Genomic DNA, 18,784 nt, shown 5'->3' on the forward strand with positions numbered 1-18,784 from the left:
CATGAGACTGACCACCAAAGGCCGCTTCGCGGTCACTGCGATGATCGACCTGGCCATGCGCCAGGACCAGGGACCGGTCACGCTCGCCGGCATCAGCCAGCGGCAAAAGATCTCGTTGTCCTATCTGGAGCAGCTGTTTGGCAAGCTGCGCCGGCACGAGATCGTTGAAAGCGTGCGCGGCCCGGGCGGCGGCTACAGTCTGGCGCGCAAGGCCGAAGACGTCACCGTGGCGGACATCATCATCGCCGTGGACGAGCCCCTGGATGCCACCCAATGCGGCGGCAAGGGCAATTGTAACGGAGATGACGGCTCCGGGCGCTGCATGACCCACGAACTGTGGGCCACGCTGAACCAGAAGATGGTCGAGTACCTCGACTCCGTTTCCCTCAAGAACCTGGTGGACCAGCAGCGCGAGCGCCAGCCTGCCGTGCTGCACGACATGCGCGAAGACGCCGCGCAGCCGGTCGCGACCGCTGCGCGCGGCAAGGCCGACAAGCAGGAAAAGCCGGTCCGGGCCAGAATGGTGAATTCAGTTTTCAGCCTGGCGCAGTCCTGAGCGTGCCCAGGCAACGACAGCAAAACAGCGATCAGCGGTCCCTAACAAGGCAGTCATAACGATGAGCACCCCACATTTCCCCATCTACATGGATTACTCGGCCACCACGCCGGTGGACCCGCGCGTGGCGGACAAGATGATTCCGTACCTGCGCGAGCAGTTCGGCAACCCCGCCTCGCGCAGCCATGCGTACGGCTGGGAAGCAGAGCGCGCGGTGGAAGAAGCGCGTGAGCAGGTGGCCGCACTGGTCGGCGCCGACCCGCGCGAGATCGTGTGGACGTCGGGCGCGACCGAATCGAACAACCTGGCGATCAAGGGTGCCGCGAACTTCTATTCGGGCAAGGGCAAGCATCTCATCACCCTGAAGACCGAGCACAAGGCCGTGCTCGACACCACGCGCGAGTTGGAGCGCCAGGGCTTTGAAGTGACCTACCTGGACGTGAAGGAAAACGGCCTGCTCGACATGGAAGTGTTCAAGCAGGCACTGCGCCCGGACACGATCCTGGTCTCGGTGATGCTGGTCAACAACGAGATCGGCGTGATCCAGGACGTCGAGCAGATCGGCGAGATCTGCCGCGAGAAGGGCATCATCTTCCACTGCGACGCCGCGCAGGCGACCGGCAAGGTGGCGATCGACCTGAACAAGCTGAAGTGCGACCTGATGTCATTCTCGGCCCACAAGACCTACGGCCCCAAGGGCATCGGCGCGTTGTACGTGCGCCGCAAGCCGCGCGTGCGCATCGAGGCGCAGATGCACGGCGGCGGCCATGAGCGCGGCATGCGCTCGGGCACGCTGGCCACACACCAGATCGTCGGCATGGGCGAAGCCTTCCGCATCGCCCGCGAAGAGATGGCGACCGAAAACGAACGCATCCGCATGCTGCGCGACCGCCTGTGGAACGGCCTGTCGGACATGGAAGAGGTCTACCTGAACGGCGACCTGGAACAACGCGTGCCGCACAACCTGAATGTCAGCTTCAACTTCGTCGAGGGCGAATCGCTGATCATGGCGATCAAGGACGTGGCGGTGTCGTCGGGTTCGGCCTGCACCTCGGCCTCGCTGGAGCCGTCGTATGTGCTGCGCGCGCTGGGCCGCAACGATGAACTGGCCCACAGCTCGATCCGCTTCACGGTGGGCCGCTTCACCACCGAGCAGGAAATCGACTACACCATCGAACTGCTCAAGAGCAAGATCGGCAAGCTGCGCGACCTGTCGCCGCTGTGGGAGATGTTCAAGGACGGCGTCGACCTGAATTCGATCCAGTGGGCCGCGCACTGACGCGCCCGCCACAGATCATCAGTACAAAAAGCAATACCCCCGCAAAGATACGCAAGAGGTAAGCAAAATGTCATACAGCACCAAGGTTCTCGACCACTATGAAAACCCCCGCAACGTCGGTTCGTTCGACAAGAACGACGATGCGGTCGGCACCGGCATGGTCGGCGCGCCGGCCTGCGGCGACGTGATGAAGCTGCAGATCAAGGTCAACGAGGCTGGCGTGATCGAAGACGCCAAGTTCAAGACCTACGGCTGCGGCTCGGCCATTGCCTCGTCCTCGCTCGTGACCGAGTGGGTCAAGGGCAAGACCGTGGATCAGGCGCTGGAGATCAAGAACACCCAGATCGCCGAAGAACTGGCGCTGCCGCCGGTGAAGATCCACTGCTCGATCCTGGCCGAAGACGCGATCAAGGCCGCCGTCGAAGACTACAAGAAGAAGCACGGCGCCGAGCAGAAGGCTGCCTGATTCTGTCGCACTGACCACGGCATCGACGAAGGAAGACGCAACGATGATCACCATGACCGAGAAGGCGGCCAAGCATGTGGCCCGCTACCTGGAACGCCGCGGCAAGGGCGTGGGCCTGCGCCTGGGCGTGAAGACCACCGGCTGCTCGGGCCTGGCCTACAAGCTGGAATACGTGGACGAGCTGCTGCCGGAAGACGCGGTGTTCGAATCGCACGGCATCAAGGTCATCGTCGACGCCAAGAGCCTGCCGTATATCGACGGCACCGAACTCGACTACGCACGTGAAGGGTTGAACGAAGGTTTCCGCTTCAACAACCCCAACGTCAAGGACGAGTGCGGCTGCGGCGAGTCTTTCACGGTCTGAGCAAGCCAGCGCAAGCAAGCCCCGGTGGAGCGCAGCATCGTCGGGTTCCGCCGGGACGAGGAAGGCCACTGGGTGGCCGAACTCGAATGCGGGCACGGCCAGCATATGCGGCACGACCCGCCGTGGCAGTCGCGGCCATGGACGCAAAGCGAGCAGGGCCGCGCCGGCATGATCGGCATGCGGGTGAACTGCCTGAAGTGCGACCGCAACGAACCGCCGGCCGAGTGGGCACGCAAGCCCGCCTGAGCGGCACCGTGGCGGCAATGGACAAAGGGGCGGCGCGGCCGCTCCTTTTTCTTGGGGAAGCAGTTGAAAGACGATTTTTTTGCGCTGTTCGGCCTGCCGGCGCAGTACGGTGTCGACGAGGCCGCGCTGGATGCGGCATACCGCACCGTGCAGTCGCAGGCACATCCGGACCGCTTTGCCAAGGCGGGCGACGCCGAGCGTCGCGTGGCCATGCAGTGGGCCGCGCATGCCAATGAAGCCTACCGTACGCTGCGGCAGCCGTTGCGGCGCGCGACCTACCTGCTGAAGCTGCGCGGCGTCGATGTGCAGGCCGAGAACAACACGGTCATGACGCCGGCCTTCCTGATGCAGCAGATGGAATGGCGCGAAGCGCTGCAGGAAGCGGTGGAAGAGCGCGCAGTGGACCGGCTCGATGCGCTGCTGCGCGAGTTGCGCCAGGAAAAGCGCGAGCGCCACGAAACACTGGGCGCGCTGCTGGATTCCGGCGACAACGAGGCGGCCGGCGGCGCGGTGCGGCAACTGATGTTTATCGAGAAGATCGAACACGATACCAGCGAGGCCATCGACCGGCTGGAAGACTGACCGGCACGTTTGCCGGGCCCGTGACAAAATGGCGCCCGGCGCGAGATCCGCCCGCATGGCGGCTTCCCCTGCCGCACAAGACAGCGAAGAATTACCATGGCACTGCTCCAGATTTCCGAACCCGGCATGTCGCCGGCGCCCCACCAACGCCGCCTGGCCGTCGGCATCGACCTCGGCACCACCAACTCGCTGGTGGCCGCGGTACGCAGCAGCATTCCCGAAGTGCTGGGCGACGAACGCGGCCGCGCGCTGCTGCCGTCGGTCGTGCGCTACCTGCCGGACCGCACCACGCATATCGGCTACCGGGCCCAGGATGAAGCGGTGCGCGACCCCAAGAACACCATCGTCTCGGTCAAGCGCTTCATGGGCCGCGGCCTGCGCGACATCGCCAATATCGAGCACAGCCCATACGACTTCGTCGACGCGCCCGGCATGTTGCAGATCAAGACCGCGGCCGGCGTGAAGAGCCCGGTCGAGATCTCGGCCGAGATCCTCGCCACGCTGCGCCAGCGCGCCGAGGACACGCTCGGCGACGACCTGGTCGGCGCGGTCATCACCGTGCCGGCGTACTTCGACGAGGCCCAGCGCCAGGCGACCAAGGACGCCGCGCGCCTGGCCGGCCTGGAAGTGCTGCGCCTGCTGAACGAACCGACCGCGGCGGCTATTGCCTACGGGCTGGACAATGCGTCGGAAGGCATTTACGCGGTCTACGACCTGGGCGGCGGTACCTTCGATATCTCGGTGCTCAAGCTGACGCAGGGCGTGTTCGAAGTGATGGCCACGGGCGGCGACTCGGCGCTCGGCGGCGACGATTTCGACCAGCGCGTGCTGTGCTGGATCGTCGAGCAGGCCGGCCTGCAGCCGCTGTCGGCGCAGGACATGCGCCTGCTGATGGTGCGCGCGCGCGCGGCCAAGGAAGCGCTGTCGGAAGCGGACAGTACCGTGATCGATGCCGTGCTCGATTCCGGCGAGATCGTTCACCTGGCTCTGACCGACGAAACCTTTGAACAGATCACCGCACACCTGGTGCAGAAAACGCTGGCGCCGGTGCGCAAGGCGCTGCGCGACGCCGGTGTGACCCCCGATGACGTCAAGGGCGTGGTGCTGGTGGGCGGCGCCACGCGCATGCCATCGATCCGCAAGGCCGTGGGCGACTACTTCGGCCAGACCCCGCTGACCAACCTGGACCCGGACCGCGTGGTGGCGCTGGGCGCCGCGATGCAGGCCAACCTGCTGGCCGGCAACCATGCCCCTGGCGAAGACTGGCTGCTGCTCGACGTGATCCCGCTGTCGCTGGGCGTCGAGACCATGGGCGGCCTGGTCGAGAAGATCATCCCGCGCAACAGCACCATCCCGGTGGCGCGCGCGCAGGAATTCACCACCTTCAAGGACGGCCAGACCGCGATGGCGATCCACGTGCTGCAGGGCGAGCGCGAGCTGGCCAGCGACTGCCGCTCGCTGGCGCGCTTCGAGCTGCGCGGCATCCCGCCGATGGTGGCGGGCGCGGCGCGCATCCGCGTGACCTACCAGGTCGACGCCGACGGCCTGCTGTCCGTGACCGCGCGCGAGACCCATTCGGGCGTGGAAGCCTCGGTCACGGTCAAGCCGTCGTACGGCTTGGCCGACGACGATATCGCGCGCATGCTGCAGGACAGCTTCCGCGAGGCCGAGCACGACATGAAGAGCCGCGCGCTGGCCGAAGAGCGCGTGGAAGCCGACCGGCTGGTCGAGGCCACGCAGCGCGCGCTGGAAACCGATGGCGACCTGTTGTCCGCCGAGGAGCGCACTGCGGTGGAAGCGCTGATGGCCACGGTGCGCGAGATCGCCACCGGCGACGACCACCACGCCATCCACGCCGCGGTGGAAAAGCTGTCGCACGGCACCGACGAATTCGCTGCCCGCCGCATGGACCGCTCGATCAAGAGCGCGCTGGCGGGGCGCAAGGTGCAGGAGCTGGGCTGATCACCACGCCTGCACCGCATTACAGATACCAGGACACGAGATGCCACAGATCATAGTTTTGCCCCACGTCGAATACTGCCCGGATGGGACGGTGATTGAAGCCGAGACGGGTGTCAGCGTCTGCGATGCGCTGCTCTCGCACGGCATCGCGATCGAGCATGCGTGCGAGAAATCGTGCGCCTGCACCACCTGCCACGTGATCGTGCGCGAGGGTTTCAACTCGCTCAACGAGGCTGAAGAGAAGGAAGAAGACCTGCTCGACAAGGCCTGGGGGCTGGAGCCGAATTCGCGGCTGTCGTGCCAGGCCATCGTCGATGAGGAAGACCTGACCATCGAGATCCCGAAGTACACCATCAACCACGCCAAGGAAGGCCACTGAGCGGCCCGGCAGACCTCAGCGGAGAATAACCCCATGAAGTGGACCGATACCTACGACATCGCGGCAGCCCTGTACGACAAGTATCCCGATGTGGATCCCATGTCGGTGCGATTCACCGACCTGCGCCGCTGGGTGCTGGAACTGGATGGCTTTGCCGATGTGCCGGAGCGTTCCGGCGAGAAGATCCTGGAAGCGATCCAGGCTGCCTGGATCGAAGAATCCCAATAAGCAAGAACTCCCCTGAAACAGGCCGGCTCCGCCGGCCTGTTTGCTTAGAAGCGGTAGCCGACGCCCGCCAGGATCACGTCGGTATCGTGGTCGTAGCCGGTCATGGTGCGGTTCCATGTCAGCCGCGTCAGCCAGTGGTCGCCGAGCCGGTAGCTGGCCGACATCGACATCAGGCCAGACCATCGCGACGGCGAGCTGGCTGCGCTCAACCCTTTCTGGCTCAGGTCGATGGCGTAGTACGGGCCCACGCCGACCCCGAGTGTCAGTTTGTCGTGGAAGAACGCGCGCGTGAGCCACGCCTGCGCGGCCACGCCGTTGCGGCGCAGCACCGCGTTTTCTCCTTCGTTGATGTAGCTGATGGTGCCGTCCACGTATTGCCACAGCCCGCGCCGGTATTCCACCGCTTTGGCGAAAGAAGTCTGTGGATCGAAGCTGTTGACGATGGTTCCGCCAAGGAGCGCCGTCAGCTCATTCTGCGTGACATTGTCTGTCCGGCCCGGCGGCGGCACCACCGGCCCGCCGCGGTCACCGCGATCGAGCTGGTAGCCGACGCCCACCAGCAACGTGTTGGTCTTGATGCTTGACGACGTCTGTGTTCGGTTGTAGCGCGCCTGCAGCATCCAGGGGCCACCGTTCACATACCAGGTTGCCGCAGCGCTCAGCAGCGCGCCCCAGCCGTGGTGGTTGTCGTAGGTGCCGTCCGAGCGCTGGTCGGTGGTATCGAAATAGCGGTAAGGGCCGGCACCGAGGGCCAGCGTCAGCCGGCGGTCCAGGGCCAGGTAGCGCCACCAAAGCTGGACGCTGTGGCCGTCGCGGTGATGGTTGGTGACATGGCCTTCATTCAGGTAGGTGAAGGTCGCGTACCAGTTCTCGCCGAGGTTGTGCTGGTAGGAGTAGGCGTAGCCGTAGCTGCGCTCGCCGAGGGACTCCGTCGACTGGAGGCCGCCGAGCACAAGCAGTTCCTGCCCGAACGCCGCGTGGTGCGACAGCGCCAGCAGCAGCGCGCCGGCCAGTGGGAGAAGCCGTTGCCAGGTCCTGCAAGTGTTGTGGGTGGCTGGCTGCATGGTATGGACTCCGGTTCACCGGGAGGTGGCGCCCAAGAATCATAGCAAAGCGACCATGAAAAAGGCCGGCGACAAGCCGGCCATGGTTTGTAACGGCACACTAAATGCGCCGGCGCGTGCTGTGGGCGGTCACCCGGTCACCAGCGCACCATTCTCCAAGTGCACGCGCTGGCCCACCTGCACGCCAGGGTTCTGCTCGTAAGTGAAGCTGCGATGGCTGCCATCGTCCATGCGTACGCGGACTTCGTAATGTGTGTCCTTGCTGACCGCCTTCTCGATCTGGTTGCCGGCTACGCCGCCGCCCACGGCACCGACCACGGTGCCGACGATGCGGCCGTTGCCCTTGCCGACCTGGTTGCCCAGCAGGCCGCCCACCACAGCGCCGCCGAGCGCGCCCAGGCCGCTGGTGTTGGGCTTCTGGGTCTGGACCGGCGTCACGGCGACGATACGGCCGGCGTAGGGGCTGCCCTTGGCAGCTTGGCGCTCGGTGTCGGCGCGCTGGCTGGCGCGCGGCTCGCTGTCGCGCTGCGCGGCCTGGCGTGCCGGGGCGGTGCGCGGTGCGGTTTGCGACGAACGGGCAGCGTCCTGATTGGCCGGGCGCGGCTGGCCGTCATCGTAGACCGGTGGGCGCGTGGTGCTGCCCGGCGGGGGCGCGGTTTCCGCGGTGACTGGCAGCGGGCCCTGCGGACCTTGTTGCGTTTGCAGGTCCGGGTTGGCCTTGCTGATTGGCAGCACGCCGGTCACGGCGGCGACAGCGGTCAGGCTGGCGATCACCACGGCCACGGCCGCCGCGCCGATCAGCGGATGCAGCCGGCGTTGCGGCGGCAGCGGTGCAGGGGTGTGGTCTGGCGAGGTGGCTTGGCTCTGCATTGTGGCTCCGGTGCGGCGAAGGCCGCGATGGGATGGAGCCAGTGTGGCCGAAGCGGGTGCCGTTTTCCGTTTGTTTTTGTAAATATATGTAGGCGGAAAAATCCTTTCGATTCAATGGGTTGTGGTCGTCCTGGCGGCGCGGTTGCGGACCGGGTTGTAACAATCGACACGCTGGAGTGCCTTTCGCGACCCTAAGAAAAACCCCACCGCAGGCGGTCACCGCAGGCGGTGGCGTTCACGGTTTCCGCAGTGGGGCGTCCTGCCGGACGCCGCCTGCATCAGTCTTCCCGGCGCAGGTGCGGGAACAGGATGACGTCGCGGATATTCGGGCTGTCCGTCAGCAGCATCACCAGGCGGTCGATGCCGATGCCGCAGCCGCCCGTCGGGGGCATGCCGTATTCCAGCGCGCGGATGTAGTCGGCGTCGAAGTACATGGCTTCTTCATCGCCGGCGTCCTTCTGCTCGACCTGCTTGCGGAAGCGGTCGGCCTGGTCTTCGGCATCGTTCAGCTCCGAGAAGCCGTTGGCGATCTCGCGGCCGGTGATGAACAGCTCGAAGCGCTCGGTGATGCCCGGCACCGTGTCCGAAGCGCGCGCCAGCGGCGAGACCTCGACCGGGTAGTCGACGATAAAGGTCGGCTCCCACAACTGGCTTTCCGCGGTTTCCTCGAACAGCACCAGTTGCAGCGTGCCCAGGCCGGCGTTGAGGAACTGCGGCGCGTTGGTGTTGACGCCGAACTTCTTCAGCTCGGTGCGCAGGAACCCGGCATCGGCCAGTTGCGCATCGGTGTACTGCGGCGCGAACTTCTGGATCGCCTGGCAGATGGTCAGGCGATGGAACGGCTTGGACAGATCCAGCTCGCGGTCCTGGTACGTCAGCACGGCGCTGCCGCGCGCATCGATGGCGGCCTTGCGGATCAGGTCCTCGGTGAAGTCCATCAGCCAGCGGTAGTCCGTGTAGGCCGCGTAGAACTCCATCATGGTGAACTCGGGGTTGTGGCGCGGGCTCACCCCTTCGTTGCGGAAGTTGCGGTTGATCTCGAACACGCGCTCGAAGCCGCCCACGATCAGGCGCTTCAGGTACAGCTCGGGCGCGATGCGCAGGAACATCTGCATGTCCAGCGCATTGTGGTGCGTGATGAAGGGCTTGGCCGCGGCGCCGCCCGGGATCGGGTGCAGCATCGGCGTTTCCACTTCCATGAAGCCGGCATCGGCCATATGGCGGCGCAGCGACGAGATCGCGTTGGTGCGGGCGCGGAAGGTGTTGCGCGTTTCCGGCGACACGATCAGGTCGACATAGCGCTGGCGGTACTTCATTTCCTGGTCGGCCAGGCCGTGGAACTTGTCCGGCAGCGGGCGCAGCGACTTGGACAGCAGGCGCAGCTCGCGCACCTGCACCGACAGCTCGCCCTTATTGGTGCGGAACAGCTCGCCGCGGGCGCTGATGATGTCGCCCAGGTCCCAGTGCTTGAAGGCCGCGTAGACCTCTTCGCCGACCTTGTCGCGCGTGATGTAGAACTGGATCTGGCCGCTGCCGTCCTGCACCGTGGCAAAGCTGGCCTTGCCCATCACGCGCTTGAGCATCATGCGCCCGGCGATGGCGACCTCGACCGGCGCGGCCTCGAGCGTGGCCTGCTCGGTCTCGGCGTACTGCGCCTGCAGCGCGGCGGCCTGGTGGGAGGGGCGGAAATCGTTGGGGAAGGGCACGCCCTGCTGGCGCAGCGCGGCCAGCTTCTCGCGCCGCTCCGCGATGATCTTGTTCTCGTCGACGGCGGGGGTGTCTGCGGCGGCTGGCTTGGCCTGGGCGCGGTTCGGTTCAGTCATGATGTCTTGTCGGATCGCGCGCGGCTTGCCGCGCGCGGATTCAGATGGCTTTGATGGGTGCGGCTTAGTAGTTGCGGAGATCGTCCAGCTCGGTGCTGCCGAAATCCGGGCGGTGCAGGTAGGCGACGATGCGGCCGGCGGTTTCCTCGGCCGACGCCAGCTGTTCATTGGCTTTCAGCTCGCGGAAGCGCTGCACCTGGGCGAAATCGGCATTGCGGATGGTGGCCTGCATGCCGGTGTCGATCACGCCCGGGGCCAGCGCCACGGCGCGCACGGTGCGCGGGGCTTCGGCCTGGGCGTACTCGGCGTTGACCGAGCGCATGAACATGTCCAGCCCGGCCTTGCCGGCGCAGTACGCGCTCCAGCCTTCGACCGGGCGGCGCGCCGCGCCGGAGGAGATAGCCAGCACCTTGCGCGGGCAGTCGAACTTCTCGGTGCGCTCCAGGAACGCAGCGGTCATCGTCATCGGCGCCGCCAGGTTGGTCAGCAGGTGCGGCACCAAAGTCTTTTCCTGCAGGCGCGCGACCGGGCCGATCGGCTCGACCACGCCGGCGTTCAGGATCAGCGTGGCGCTGGTCGGCGGGATGTCGAGCGTATCGAGCACGCTGGCGAGCCAAGTCGCGGCGGGGCCGGCCTGCGACAGGTCCTGCAGGTGCCAGGCCACCGGCACGCCGCTCATGGTGGCGATGCGCTCCAGCTCGCTGTTGCGGCTGCGCGCCACGCAGATCAGACGGTTGCCCGGCACGAGCAGGGCATTGGTCAGTGCCGCGCCCAGCCCGCGCGAGGCGCCGGTGATGATGTAGAGGTGATTGGCTTCGCTCATGGTGCCCCGGTCGGAGATGTCGCCCTGCCGCCGTGCCGGTGTGGCGCGGGCGGCGGTACAGCGGTGGATGGAATGCTGTGCCGCCGCCGGCCGCGCCGGCAGGGCGGACGGCGGGTGCTGCCTTACAGTCCCTGCTTGAGGCTGGCCTCGATGAACGGGTCCAGGTCGCCGTCCAGCACCTTCTGGGTGTTGGACATTTCCACGTTGGTGCGCAGGTCCTTGATGCGGCTCTGGTCCAGCACGTAGGAGCGGATCTGGTGGCCCCAGCCCACGTCGGTCTTGCCGGCTTCGAGCTTGTCGGCCTCGGCCTGGCGCTTGCGCATCTCGTGCTCGTACAGGCGCGATTTCAGCATCGACATGGCTTCGGCACGGTTGCGGTGCTGCGAGCGGTCGTTCTGGCACTGCACCACGATACCGGTCGGGATGTGCGTGATCCGCACGGCCGAATCGGTCTTGTTGATATGCTGGCCGCCCGCGCCCGAAGCGCGGTAGGTGTCAACGCGCAGGTCCGCCGGGTTGACCTCGACCTCGAACGAATCATCCACCTCGGGGTAGACGAACACCGACGAGAACGAGGTATGGCGCCCGCCCGACGAATCGAACGGCGACTTGCGCACCAGGCGGTGCACGCCCGTTTCCGTACGCAGGTAGCCGAAGGCGTATTCGCCCTCGATCTTGATGGTCGCGCTCTTGATGCCGGCCACGTCGCCTTCGGACTCTTCCAGCACCTCGGCCTTGAAGCCCTTGCGCTCGCAGTACTTCAGGTACTGGCGCAGCAGCATCGAGGCCCAGTCGCACGCTTCAGTGCCGCCGGCGCCGGCCTGGATGTCGATAAAGGCGTTGGCCTGGTCCATCTCGCCAGAGAACATGCGGCGGAATTCCATGCCCGCGACGATCTCCTCGAAGCCCTTGACGTCGGCCTCGATCGCTTCGAGGGTGTCGTCGTCGCCTTCTTCCCTGGCGAGCTCAAACAGCTCTTCGGCACCGCTGAGGTCGTCGGTGAGCTTGCTAAGCACGCTTACCACGCCCTCGATTGCCTTCTTTTCCTTGCCGAGGTCCTGGGCCCGCTTGGGGTTGTTCCAGACGTCGGGGTCTTCCAGCAAACCGTTGACTTCGTCCAGCCTTCCTACTTTGACATCGTAGTCAAAGATACCCCCGTAGATCTTCCGTCCGGGAACGGAGATCGGAGATGGCACCGGAGATGGCGTTGAGGCGTTCTGCTTCCATGATGTTCCTGCGCTTAGAAAACCCCGAATTATAGCGGATCGGCGCGGCAACCCGGGGCTTCCGGGCCGCCTCGGGCGGGCCGCGGACCGAACGGAATGGCCGCCGCGCGGTCTATCCGCCGGTGCCGGGCGACGCACGCGGCGATAATACGGGTCGCAAGCCGCTCCCCGGCTAGACAAAGAACAGGGACGAATGACGCAAACCAGACATGACATCGAGCCAGGCCGGCGCCGCGCGCTGGGCCTGCTGCTGGCCGCCGCGGCCGCGGTCGCGGCCGGCTGCGGTACCACGGGCGGGCCCGTGCCGGACGGCTACTACCGCGTTGAGCGCGGCGACACGCTGTATTCGATCGCGCGCAAGCACCGCCGCAGCGTGCGCGACCTGACCCGCTGGAACAGCGACATCACCAGCCCCAGCCAGATCGAGGTGGGCCAGCTGGTCCGCGTGCGGCCGCCGGGTGGCAGCGCCCCGGCCTCCACCGGCACCGACCAGACCGTGACCGATACGCCGCGCGTCGACAGCGGCTCGTCCAGGCCGCCCGCCAGCGGCATCCGCCTGCAGTGGCCGGCCGATGGCCGCGTCACCGGAGGCTACGCGCCGCCGGCCAGCAAGGGCCTGCGCATTGCCGTGCCAGCCAATGGCACGGTGCGCGCCGCCGCCGCGGGGCGCGCCATCCACGTGGGCAACCTGCGTGGCTACGGCATGCTGGTGATCGTCAAGCACAACGACGACTGGCTGACCGTCTACGGCAACCTCGACCAGCCGCTGGTCACCGAGGGCGCCTCGGTCGCGGCCGGACAGGACGTGGGCCGCATGGGCGCCAGCTCGAGCGAGCTGCATTTCGAGGTGCGCGGCAACGGCAAGCCGGTCGACCCGATGGCCTACCTGCCGTCGCGCGGCTAAACGGGGCTAACGCCCCCCGGAGCACGCTACTGCGCGTGCTCGATCACCAGTTGCACGCGGGTGACGCCGTTGAAGGTGTTGTTGTCGAGCCGGTAGGCCACCTGCGCGCTGGCACCGAGCGAGTCGGCGTGGTTGAACCAGATCGCATCAAAGCGCTGGCTGCCGCGCCCCAGCTGCAGCTTCAGGTGCTTGCCCTTGAGCACGCTCTGGCGCAGCACGTCGAACTCGCCGCAGAAGGTCGGCGCCGGGAAGCCCTGGCCCCATACCTGCTGCTCCAGCAGGGTGACGAATTCCGGGCTGAAGCACTGGTCCTCGATATCGCCGTCGGTCTCGATCACGCGCGCCAGCTGGTCGTCGGTCAGCCATTCGCGGCCGACCGCCTCGAAGGCTTCCTGGAACTCGGCAAAGCGCTCTGCGCGCACGGTCAGCCCGGCCGCCATGGCGTGGCCGCCGAACTTGAGCAGCATGCCGGGATGGCGCTTGGACACCAGGTCCAGCGCATCGCGCAGGTGGAAGCCGGGGATCGAGCGGCCCGAGCCCTTGACGGTGGTCTCGTCGCCGGGGGCGAAGGTGATGGTGGGGCGGTGGAACTTGTCTTTCAGACGCGACGCCACGATGCCGATCACGCCCTGGTGCCAGGTGTCGTTGAACACGCTGACGGTAAAGCGTGCCGACGGATCCGGGCCGGCCAGCGGCTGCTCCAGGATCTGCAGCGCCTCCTGCTGCATGCCGGCCTCGATGTCGCGCCGCTCGCGGTTCATACCGTCCAGCTCCTGGGCGATTTCCCAGGCGCGGTTGGCATCTTCGGTCAACAGGCATTCAATGCCCAGCGACATGTCCGCCAGCCGGCCGGCCGCGTTCAGGCGCGGACCCAGCCCGAAGCCCAGGTCGAAGGTATTGGCGCGCGCCGCCTCGCGCCCGGCGGCACGGAACAGCGCCGCCACGCCCGGCTGCATCCGTCCGGCGCGCATGCGGCGCAGGCCCTGCGCCACCAGGATGCGGTTGTTGGTGTCCAGCTTGACCACGTCGGCCACCGTGCCCAGCGCCACCAGGTCCAGCAGCGTCTGCAGCGGCGGTTGCGTGGCCTGGGTATAGACGCCGCGCTGGCGCAGTTCCGCGCGCAACGCGAGCAGCACATAGAACATCACACCCACGCCCGCCAGGTTCTTGCTGGGGAATTCGCAGCCCGGCTGGTTCGGGTTGACGATCACCGCGGCCTGCGGCAGCTCAGATCCAGGCAGGTGGTGGTCGGTCACCACCACGTCGATGCCCAGCGCATTGGCCGCGGCCACGCCGTCGACGCTGGCGATGCCGTTGTCGACCGTGACGATCACGTCCGGCTGCTGCCTGGCCGCCAGTGCCACGATCTCCGGGGTCAGGCCGTAGCCGTACTCGAAGCGGTTCGGCACGATGTACTCCACCTGTGCGCCCAGCATGCGCAGCCCGCGTACGCCCACCGCGCAGGCGGTGGCGCCGTCGCAGTCATAGTCAGCGACGATCAGCAGGCGCTTGCCGGCGGCGATGGCGTCAGCCAGGTAGGCCGCGGCGTGGCCGATGCCCTTCATGGCCGCGGGCGGCACCAGTTCGGGCAAGTCGGTGGCAAGCTCGGCGGCGCGGGCCACGCCGCGCGCGGCCAGGATGCGGGCCAGCGTGGGGTGGAGGCCGGCGGCGGCCAGCGAGCTGGCGTGTTCGGGGGAAAACTGGCGGATGGCGATCCGGGTCATGGGCGGGGCGGCAGGTGATGTTTCGGTAGGGGCGGCGCGTGTCAGGCGGCTTCAGGCAGATTTATGCGGCATAGGCGAGGTCGGACAGCAGCGCGCGCCAGTCGCCGCGCTGGCCCATGCCGCGCCAGAACTTGCGCAGGTCGGCGCGGCGCACGGTGAACTCGGCAAAGTGGTTCTCGCCGCCCAGCACCAGCGTGATGGCGCCGACCTGGCCGGCCACCAGCGCTTCCAGCGCCGGCGCGAACCAGTCGGCATCCAGCACATGCATGCGGTCCAGCCACAGGCCCCAGTCTTCGGCGATATGGGCTTCGGTGGCGCTGTCGAGCATGGCCAGCACCGTGCCCTCCACCCCGGTGGCGCCGGCCAGGCCGGCCGGCACCGGCAGCACGCGGCTGCCGGCGGCCAGCGCCAGCCCGCTCAGGAAGGGATCGTTGCTCAGCACCGTATCGGCCAGCCGCGGCACCGGCTGCAGCGCGCCGCCGCCGTACAGCCAGACCGAATTGACCGGCGCCTCGCCGGCAGCCTCGCGGGCCTGGTTGACGCGGTGGTCATGCCAGGTCATCTGGACCTCGTTCTGCAGGCGGCGCCAGTCGCGGGCGCGCTCGCCGGCCTGCATCCAGATATCGATATTGCGGCCCGCCGCGCGCAGCGGCGTGGTCGCCTCCAGCGGGCCGAATGCGGCCTCGGGCAGGTACCAGCGCTGCGGGCAGGGCGATTCCAGCGCGATGCCCGATTCCAGCAGCAGTGCGTCGATGGCGGCGCGCAGGGCGGTGGCTTCCTGCGGCCGGATGCCCAGTTGGGCGGGCGGCATCAGCACCAGGTGATCGCGCGCGGCATGGATGTGCACCGGCTGCAGGCAGGTCCAGGACTGGCCATCGGAGCTGGCGGGGACGGCGCCGCCACTGTCGGCCAGCCGCATATAGGGCGCCAGCGGCACCCGGACCGGGTCCAGCCCCGCCTTGCCGGCCAGCCAGCGCTCCTGCGGCAGGCTGCGCAGGAAGGGGTCTTCATGCCGCTCGCGCGGGCCGGGCTCGGCCCGGGTCAGCAACTTTCCGAGCGCCGGCAGCTCCAATTGCCGCAGCAGCGCGCCGGGAACGACATCGTCGCGGCCGTCGTCGCCGGCGCCCGGTGGGACGGAAAAGGGCACAATCAGGGTCAGGTGCGTCATCATGGTGGCGAGATTGTAAACTCCCGGCTGGCCGGCGCCAGTCCCGGGCGACGCCGTGGCGTGACCGGGACGGCGCCCGCCAAGGCTGCATGAGTGCCGCCAGCGCCCCCGGGGGGGCACCGGCGCTTTCCCGAAACAACAGGAATCCTCTTGAACTTTCCCTACGAGTGGCAGATCGGCTGGCGATATACCCGCGCAAGCAAGCGCGCCAGCCGCAATACCTTCATTTCGTTCATCTCGATGATCTCGATGTTCGGGATCGCCCTTGGCGTGGCCGCGCTGATCGTGGTGCTGTCGGTGATGAACGGGTTCCAGAAGGAAGTGCGCGACCGCATGCTGTCGGTGCTGGCGCATATCGAAGTGATCGGCCCGTCGGCGCTGCCGGACTGGCAGAAGACCGCCGCCGAGGCCTTGCAGAACAAGGAAGTGGTCGGCGCCGCGCCCTACGTCGCGGCCCAGGCCATGCTGACCCGCGACGACGCTGTGCGCGGCGTGCTGCTGCGCGGCGTGGAGCCGTCGCAGGAGCCCAAGGTCTCTGACATCGGCAACCAGTTCCGGGCCGGCAGCATGACGGCGCTGGCGCCGGGCGGCTTCGGCATTGCGCTGGGCAACGAGCTGGCCAACGCCATGGGCGTGCAGGTCGGCGACAAGGTCACGCTGGTGGCGCCGCAGGGCACCATGACGCCGGCGGGCGTGCTGCCGCGGCTCAAGCAGTTCACCGTGGTGGGCGTGTTCTCGTCCGGGCATTTCGAGTTCGACAGCGCGCTGGCGCTGGTCAACATGCACGACGCCGAGACCCTGTTCCGCCTGAGCGGCCCCACCGGCGTGCGCCTGAAGCTGCAGGACATGCAGCGCGCGCCGCAGGTGGCCAACGAGCTGGCCGGCACCATGTCGGGCGAGCTCTACCTGCGCGACTGGTCCAAGCAGAACCGCAACTGGTTTGCCGCGGTGCAGACCGAGAAGCGCATGATGTTCATCATCCTGACGCTGATCATCGCCGTGGCGGCATTCAACCTGGTGTCCACGCTGGTGATGACCGTCACCGACAAGCAGGCCGATATCGCCATCCTGCGCACCATGGGCGCGCAGCCGGGCTCGATCATGAAGATCTTTATCGTGCAGGGCGTGGCCATCGGCTTTATCGGCACCATCCTGGGCGTGGCCGGCGGCACGCTGATCGCCACCAATATCGACGTTATCGTGCCTTTCATCGAGCGGCTGCTGCACGTGCAGTTCCTGCCGCGCGACATCTATTTCATCAGCGAACTGCCTTCGGATCCCCGCGTGAACGACATCGCCACCATCGGCATCATTTCCTTTGTGCTGGCCACGCTGGCCACGCTCTATCCCAGCTGGCGTGCCGCCCGCGTCAACCCGGCGGAGGCGCTGCGCTATGAGTGAAGCCGTGTTGCACGCCGATACCCCCACGCCCGCCGCGGACCAGCCGCGCACCGGCTCGCCGGTGCTGGTGGCCGAGGGCCTGACCAAGCGTTTCCGCCAGGGCGAACTCGATGTGGACGTGCTGCGCGGCGTCGACGTGCGCGTCAATGCCGGAGAGAAGGTTGCCATCGTCGGCGCCTCGGGCTCGGGCAAGAGCACGCTGCTGCATGTGCTGGGCGGGCTGGATGAGCCCGACTCCGGCCGCGTCGCGCTGCTCGGCAAGCCCTTCACGGCGCTGCGTGAACGCGAGCGCAACGTGGTGCGCAACCGCCAGCTGGGCTTCGTCTACCAGTTCCACCACCTGCTGCCGGAATTCACCGCGCTGGACAACGTGGCGATGCCGATGCGTATCCGCGGCCTGACCCAGCATGACGCGCGCGGCGTGGCGCAGGCCATGCTGGAGCGCGTGGGCCTGGGCGGGCGCGCGAAGCACCGCCCGGGCGAGCTGTCCGGCGGCGAGCGCCAGCGCGTGGCCATCGCGCGCGCGCTGGTAGGGCAGCCGGCCTGCGTGCTGGCCGACGAACCCACCGGCAATCTCGACGACCACACCGCCGGCGGCGTCTATGACCTGATGCTGGAACTGTCGCGCACGCTCGGCACCAGCTTCATCATCGTCACCCACGACCTGGACCTGGCCGGCCGCTGCGACCGCGTGCTGCGGCTGCGCGACGGGCACCTGCACCAGGAACGCTGAGCCGGGCCGGCCCATGTGGATCGACACTCATTGCCACCTCGACGCCAGCGAGTTCGACGCTGACCGCCAGCAGGTGGCCGACGCGGCCGAGGCTGCCGGCGTGCGCGGCATCGTGGTGCCGGCGGTGGCCGTCTGGAACTTCGATGCCGTGCGCGCGCTAGCGCGCCACGATGCGCGCTGCGTCTATGCACTCGGCATCCATCCGCTGTGCTCGCCCGGCGCCGGCCAGGCCGACCTTGACACGCTGCGGCGCGAGGTGGCGGCCAGCATGGGCGACCCGCGCTTTGTCGGCATCGGCGAGATCGGGCTCGACTTCTTCGTCGCGGGGCTGGATGCGGAGCACCAGACCTGGCTCTACGCGGAGCAGCTGAAGATCGCGCGGGAATTTGACCTGCCGGTGCTGCTGCATGTGCGCAAGTCACAGGACCAGGTTGGCGCGCAGCTGCGCAAGCTGGGCGTGAAGCGCGGCATTGCCCACGCTTTCAACGGCAGCAATGAACAGGCGCGGCGCTTTGTCGAGCAGGGCCTGAAGCTCGGCTTCGGCGGCAATGTCACCTTCAGCCGTGCGCGGCAGATCCGCCGGCTGGCGACGGAGCTGCCGCTGGAGGCGCTGGTGCTGGAAACCGACGCACCCGACATGGCGCCGGCGTGGCTGTCTGACGATCAGTTCGGCGAACAGCACAAGGCGCGCAACTCGCCCGCGGAGGTGGCGGGCGTAGCCCGTGTGATGGCGGAATTGCGCGGCATCGATGCGATGGCGCTGGCGCAGGCGACATGGCGCAATGCCGTGGATGCGATGCCGCGGCTGGCAGCGTTTGCGGACACCATGGCGCCTCCGGTTTCCGCCGGACACACAACTTCCAATTCTTCTTGACCAGGTGCGCGGCAAGCCTCGGCCTTTAGGCCGGAGAAGGATAGCGCGGACGCCGTCGGCGTCCTTTCGGCGGCTAATGCGGCGTCTGTTGTTGCTCAATGTATTGGCGGAT

At 67.3% G+C, this 18,784-nt stretch carries 20 protein-coding genes; 13 read left to right on the forward strand and 7 right to left on the reverse strand.

From position 1 onward, the window contains the following. The first annotated feature begins 1 nt into the window (after position 1). The 9 genes from iscR to iscX all read left to right on the forward strand — a co-directional run bounded on the left by iscR (position 2) and on the right by iscX (position 6,062). A complete protein-coding gene (iscR, locus tag AC3WL8_RS14025; RefSeq protein ID WP_013956116.1) occupies positions 2 to 556 on the forward strand; it encodes a Fe-S cluster assembly transcriptional regulator IscR in 555 nt (184 codons plus the stop codon). A gap of 55 nt (positions 557 to 611) precedes the next feature. Continuing rightward, complete coding sequence (locus tag AC3WL8_RS14030) at positions 612 to 1,835, forward strand: IscS subfamily cysteine desulfurase (RefSeq protein WP_269148715.1); 1,224 nt, start codon at positions 612 to 614, stop codon at positions 1,833 to 1,835. A 67-nt stretch (positions 1,836 to 1,902) separates the two neighbouring features. Further along, the gene (gene iscU / locus AC3WL8_RS14035) at positions 1,903 to 2,301 is read left to right on the forward strand and encodes a Fe-S cluster assembly scaffold IscU (protein ID WP_010809025.1); all 399 of its coding nucleotides are present in this window, start codon (positions 1,903 to 1,905) and stop codon (positions 2,299 to 2,301) included. 43 nt (positions 2,302 to 2,344) lie between these two features. After that, on the forward strand, positions 2,345 to 2,665 hold the full coding sequence (gene iscA, locus AC3WL8_RS14040; protein WP_010809024.1) for an iron-sulfur cluster assembly protein IscA: 321 nt from the start codon (positions 2,345 to 2,347) through the stop codon (positions 2,663 to 2,665). Between the two features lie 24 nt (positions 2,666 to 2,689). Beyond that, entirely contained in the window at positions 2,690 to 2,911 is a 222-nt protein-coding gene (locus tag AC3WL8_RS14045) for a DUF3565 domain-containing protein (protein WP_010809023.1), read from the forward strand. A 63-nt stretch (positions 2,912 to 2,974) separates the two neighbouring features. Beyond that, complete coding sequence (gene hscB, locus AC3WL8_RS14050; RefSeq protein ID WP_153955632.1) at positions 2,975 to 3,493, forward strand: Fe-S protein assembly co-chaperone HscB; 519 nt, start codon at positions 2,975 to 2,977, stop codon at positions 3,491 to 3,493. A 96-nt stretch (positions 3,494 to 3,589) separates the two neighbouring features. Beyond that, entirely contained in the window at positions 3,590 to 5,455 is a 1,866-nt protein-coding gene (gene hscA / locus AC3WL8_RS14055; protein ID WP_013956119.1) for a Fe-S protein assembly chaperone HscA, read from the forward strand. A 40-nt stretch (positions 5,456 to 5,495) separates the two neighbouring features. Next, positions 5,496 to 5,834 carry an ISC system 2Fe-2S type ferredoxin gene (gene fdx, locus AC3WL8_RS14060; protein WP_013956120.1) on the forward strand — a complete coding sequence of 113 codons (339 nt, stop codon included), beginning with the start codon at positions 5,496 to 5,498 and terminating at the stop codon, positions 5,832 to 5,834. Between the two features lie 33 nt (positions 5,835 to 5,867). Next, complete coding sequence (gene iscX / locus AC3WL8_RS14065; RefSeq protein ID WP_013956121.1) at positions 5,868 to 6,062, forward strand: Fe-S cluster assembly protein IscX; 195 nt, start codon at positions 5,868 to 5,870, stop codon at positions 6,060 to 6,062. A gap of 44 nt (positions 6,063 to 6,106) precedes the next feature. Here the strand turns inward: iscX and AC3WL8_RS14070 are convergent, their stop codons facing one another. The 5 genes from AC3WL8_RS14070 to prfB form a co-directional block, all read right to left on the reverse strand. Next, positions 6,107 to 7,126: a hypothetical protein gene (locus AC3WL8_RS14070; protein ID WP_153955633.1), complete on the reverse strand. Its 1,020-nt coding sequence runs from the start codon at positions 7,124 to 7,126 to the stop codon at positions 6,107 to 6,109. A 129-nt stretch (positions 7,127 to 7,255) separates the two neighbouring features. Continuing rightward, positions 7,256 to 7,996: a glycine zipper 2TM domain-containing protein gene (locus AC3WL8_RS14075; RefSeq protein WP_153955634.1), complete on the reverse strand. Its 741-nt coding sequence runs from the start codon at positions 7,994 to 7,996 to the stop codon at positions 7,256 to 7,258. A gap of 278 nt (positions 7,997 to 8,274) precedes the next feature. Next, a complete protein-coding gene (gene lysS, locus AC3WL8_RS14080; RefSeq protein WP_013956124.1) occupies positions 8,275 to 9,819 on the reverse strand; it encodes a lysine--tRNA ligase in 1,545 nt (514 codons plus the stop codon). 64 nt (positions 9,820 to 9,883) lie between these two features. Then, a complete protein-coding gene (locus AC3WL8_RS14085) occupies positions 9,884 to 10,642 on the reverse strand; it encodes an SDR family oxidoreductase (RefSeq protein ID WP_013956125.1) in 759 nt (252 codons plus the stop codon). Positions 10,643 to 10,764: 122 nt separating this feature from the next. Then, a protein-coding gene (gene prfB, locus AC3WL8_RS14090) for a peptide chain release factor 2 (protein ID WP_099045607.1) occupies positions 10,765 to 11,869 on the reverse strand; the annotation gives its coding sequence in 2 pieces (ribosomal slippage) (positions 10,765 to 11,787 and positions 11,789 to 11,869; 1,104 coding nt in all). A 192-nt stretch (positions 11,870 to 12,061) separates the two neighbouring features. Between prfB and AC3WL8_RS14095 the strand changes: the two genes are divergently transcribed. Further along, entirely contained in the window at positions 12,062 to 12,772 is a 711-nt protein-coding gene (locus tag AC3WL8_RS14095; RefSeq protein ID WP_013956127.1) for a peptidoglycan DD-metalloendopeptidase family protein, read from the forward strand. Between the two features lie 26 nt (positions 12,773 to 12,798). Here the strand turns inward: AC3WL8_RS14095 and recJ are convergent, their stop codons facing one another. Together recJ and AC3WL8_RS14105 are read right to left on the reverse strand one after the other, a co-directional pair. Then, positions 12,799 to 14,496, reverse strand: coding sequence for a single-stranded-DNA-specific exonuclease RecJ (gene recJ, locus AC3WL8_RS14100; protein ID WP_153955635.1), 1,698 nt, complete (start codon positions 14,494 to 14,496; stop codon positions 12,799 to 12,801). Positions 14,497 to 14,557: 61 nt separating this feature from the next. Next, positions 14,558 to 15,667, reverse strand: a complete 1,110-nt coding sequence (locus AC3WL8_RS14105; protein WP_153955636.1) for a hypothetical protein — start codon at positions 15,665 to 15,667, stop codon at positions 14,558 to 14,560. Between the two features lie 147 nt (positions 15,668 to 15,814). Here AC3WL8_RS14105 and AC3WL8_RS14110 point away from each other — a divergent pair, with 147 nt between their 5' ends. The 3 genes from AC3WL8_RS14110 to AC3WL8_RS14120 are packed head-to-tail and all read left to right on the forward strand — an operon-like array spanning position 15,815 to position 18,672. After that, positions 15,815 to 17,065 carry a lipoprotein-releasing ABC transporter permease subunit gene (locus AC3WL8_RS14110; RefSeq protein ID WP_013956130.1) on the forward strand — a complete coding sequence of 417 codons (1,251 nt, stop codon included), beginning with the start codon at positions 15,815 to 15,817 and terminating at the stop codon, positions 17,063 to 17,065. After that, the gene (gene lolD / locus AC3WL8_RS14115; protein WP_013956131.1) at positions 17,058 to 17,798 is read left to right on the forward strand and encodes a lipoprotein-releasing ABC transporter ATP-binding protein LolD; all 741 of its coding nucleotides are present in this window, start codon (positions 17,058 to 17,060) and stop codon (positions 17,796 to 17,798) included. The genes AC3WL8_RS14110 and lolD overlap by 8 nt, the downstream gene beginning before the upstream one ends. Positions 17,799 to 17,811: 13 nt before the next feature. Beyond that, positions 17,812 to 18,672 carry a TatD family hydrolase gene (locus AC3WL8_RS14120; RefSeq protein WP_013956132.1) on the forward strand — a complete coding sequence of 287 codons (861 nt, stop codon included), beginning with the start codon at positions 17,812 to 17,814 and terminating at the stop codon, positions 18,670 to 18,672. Positions 18,673 to 18,784 lie beyond the last annotated feature (112 nt).

It is taken from the genome of Cupriavidus sp. FW305-F7 (assembly GCF_058782875.1).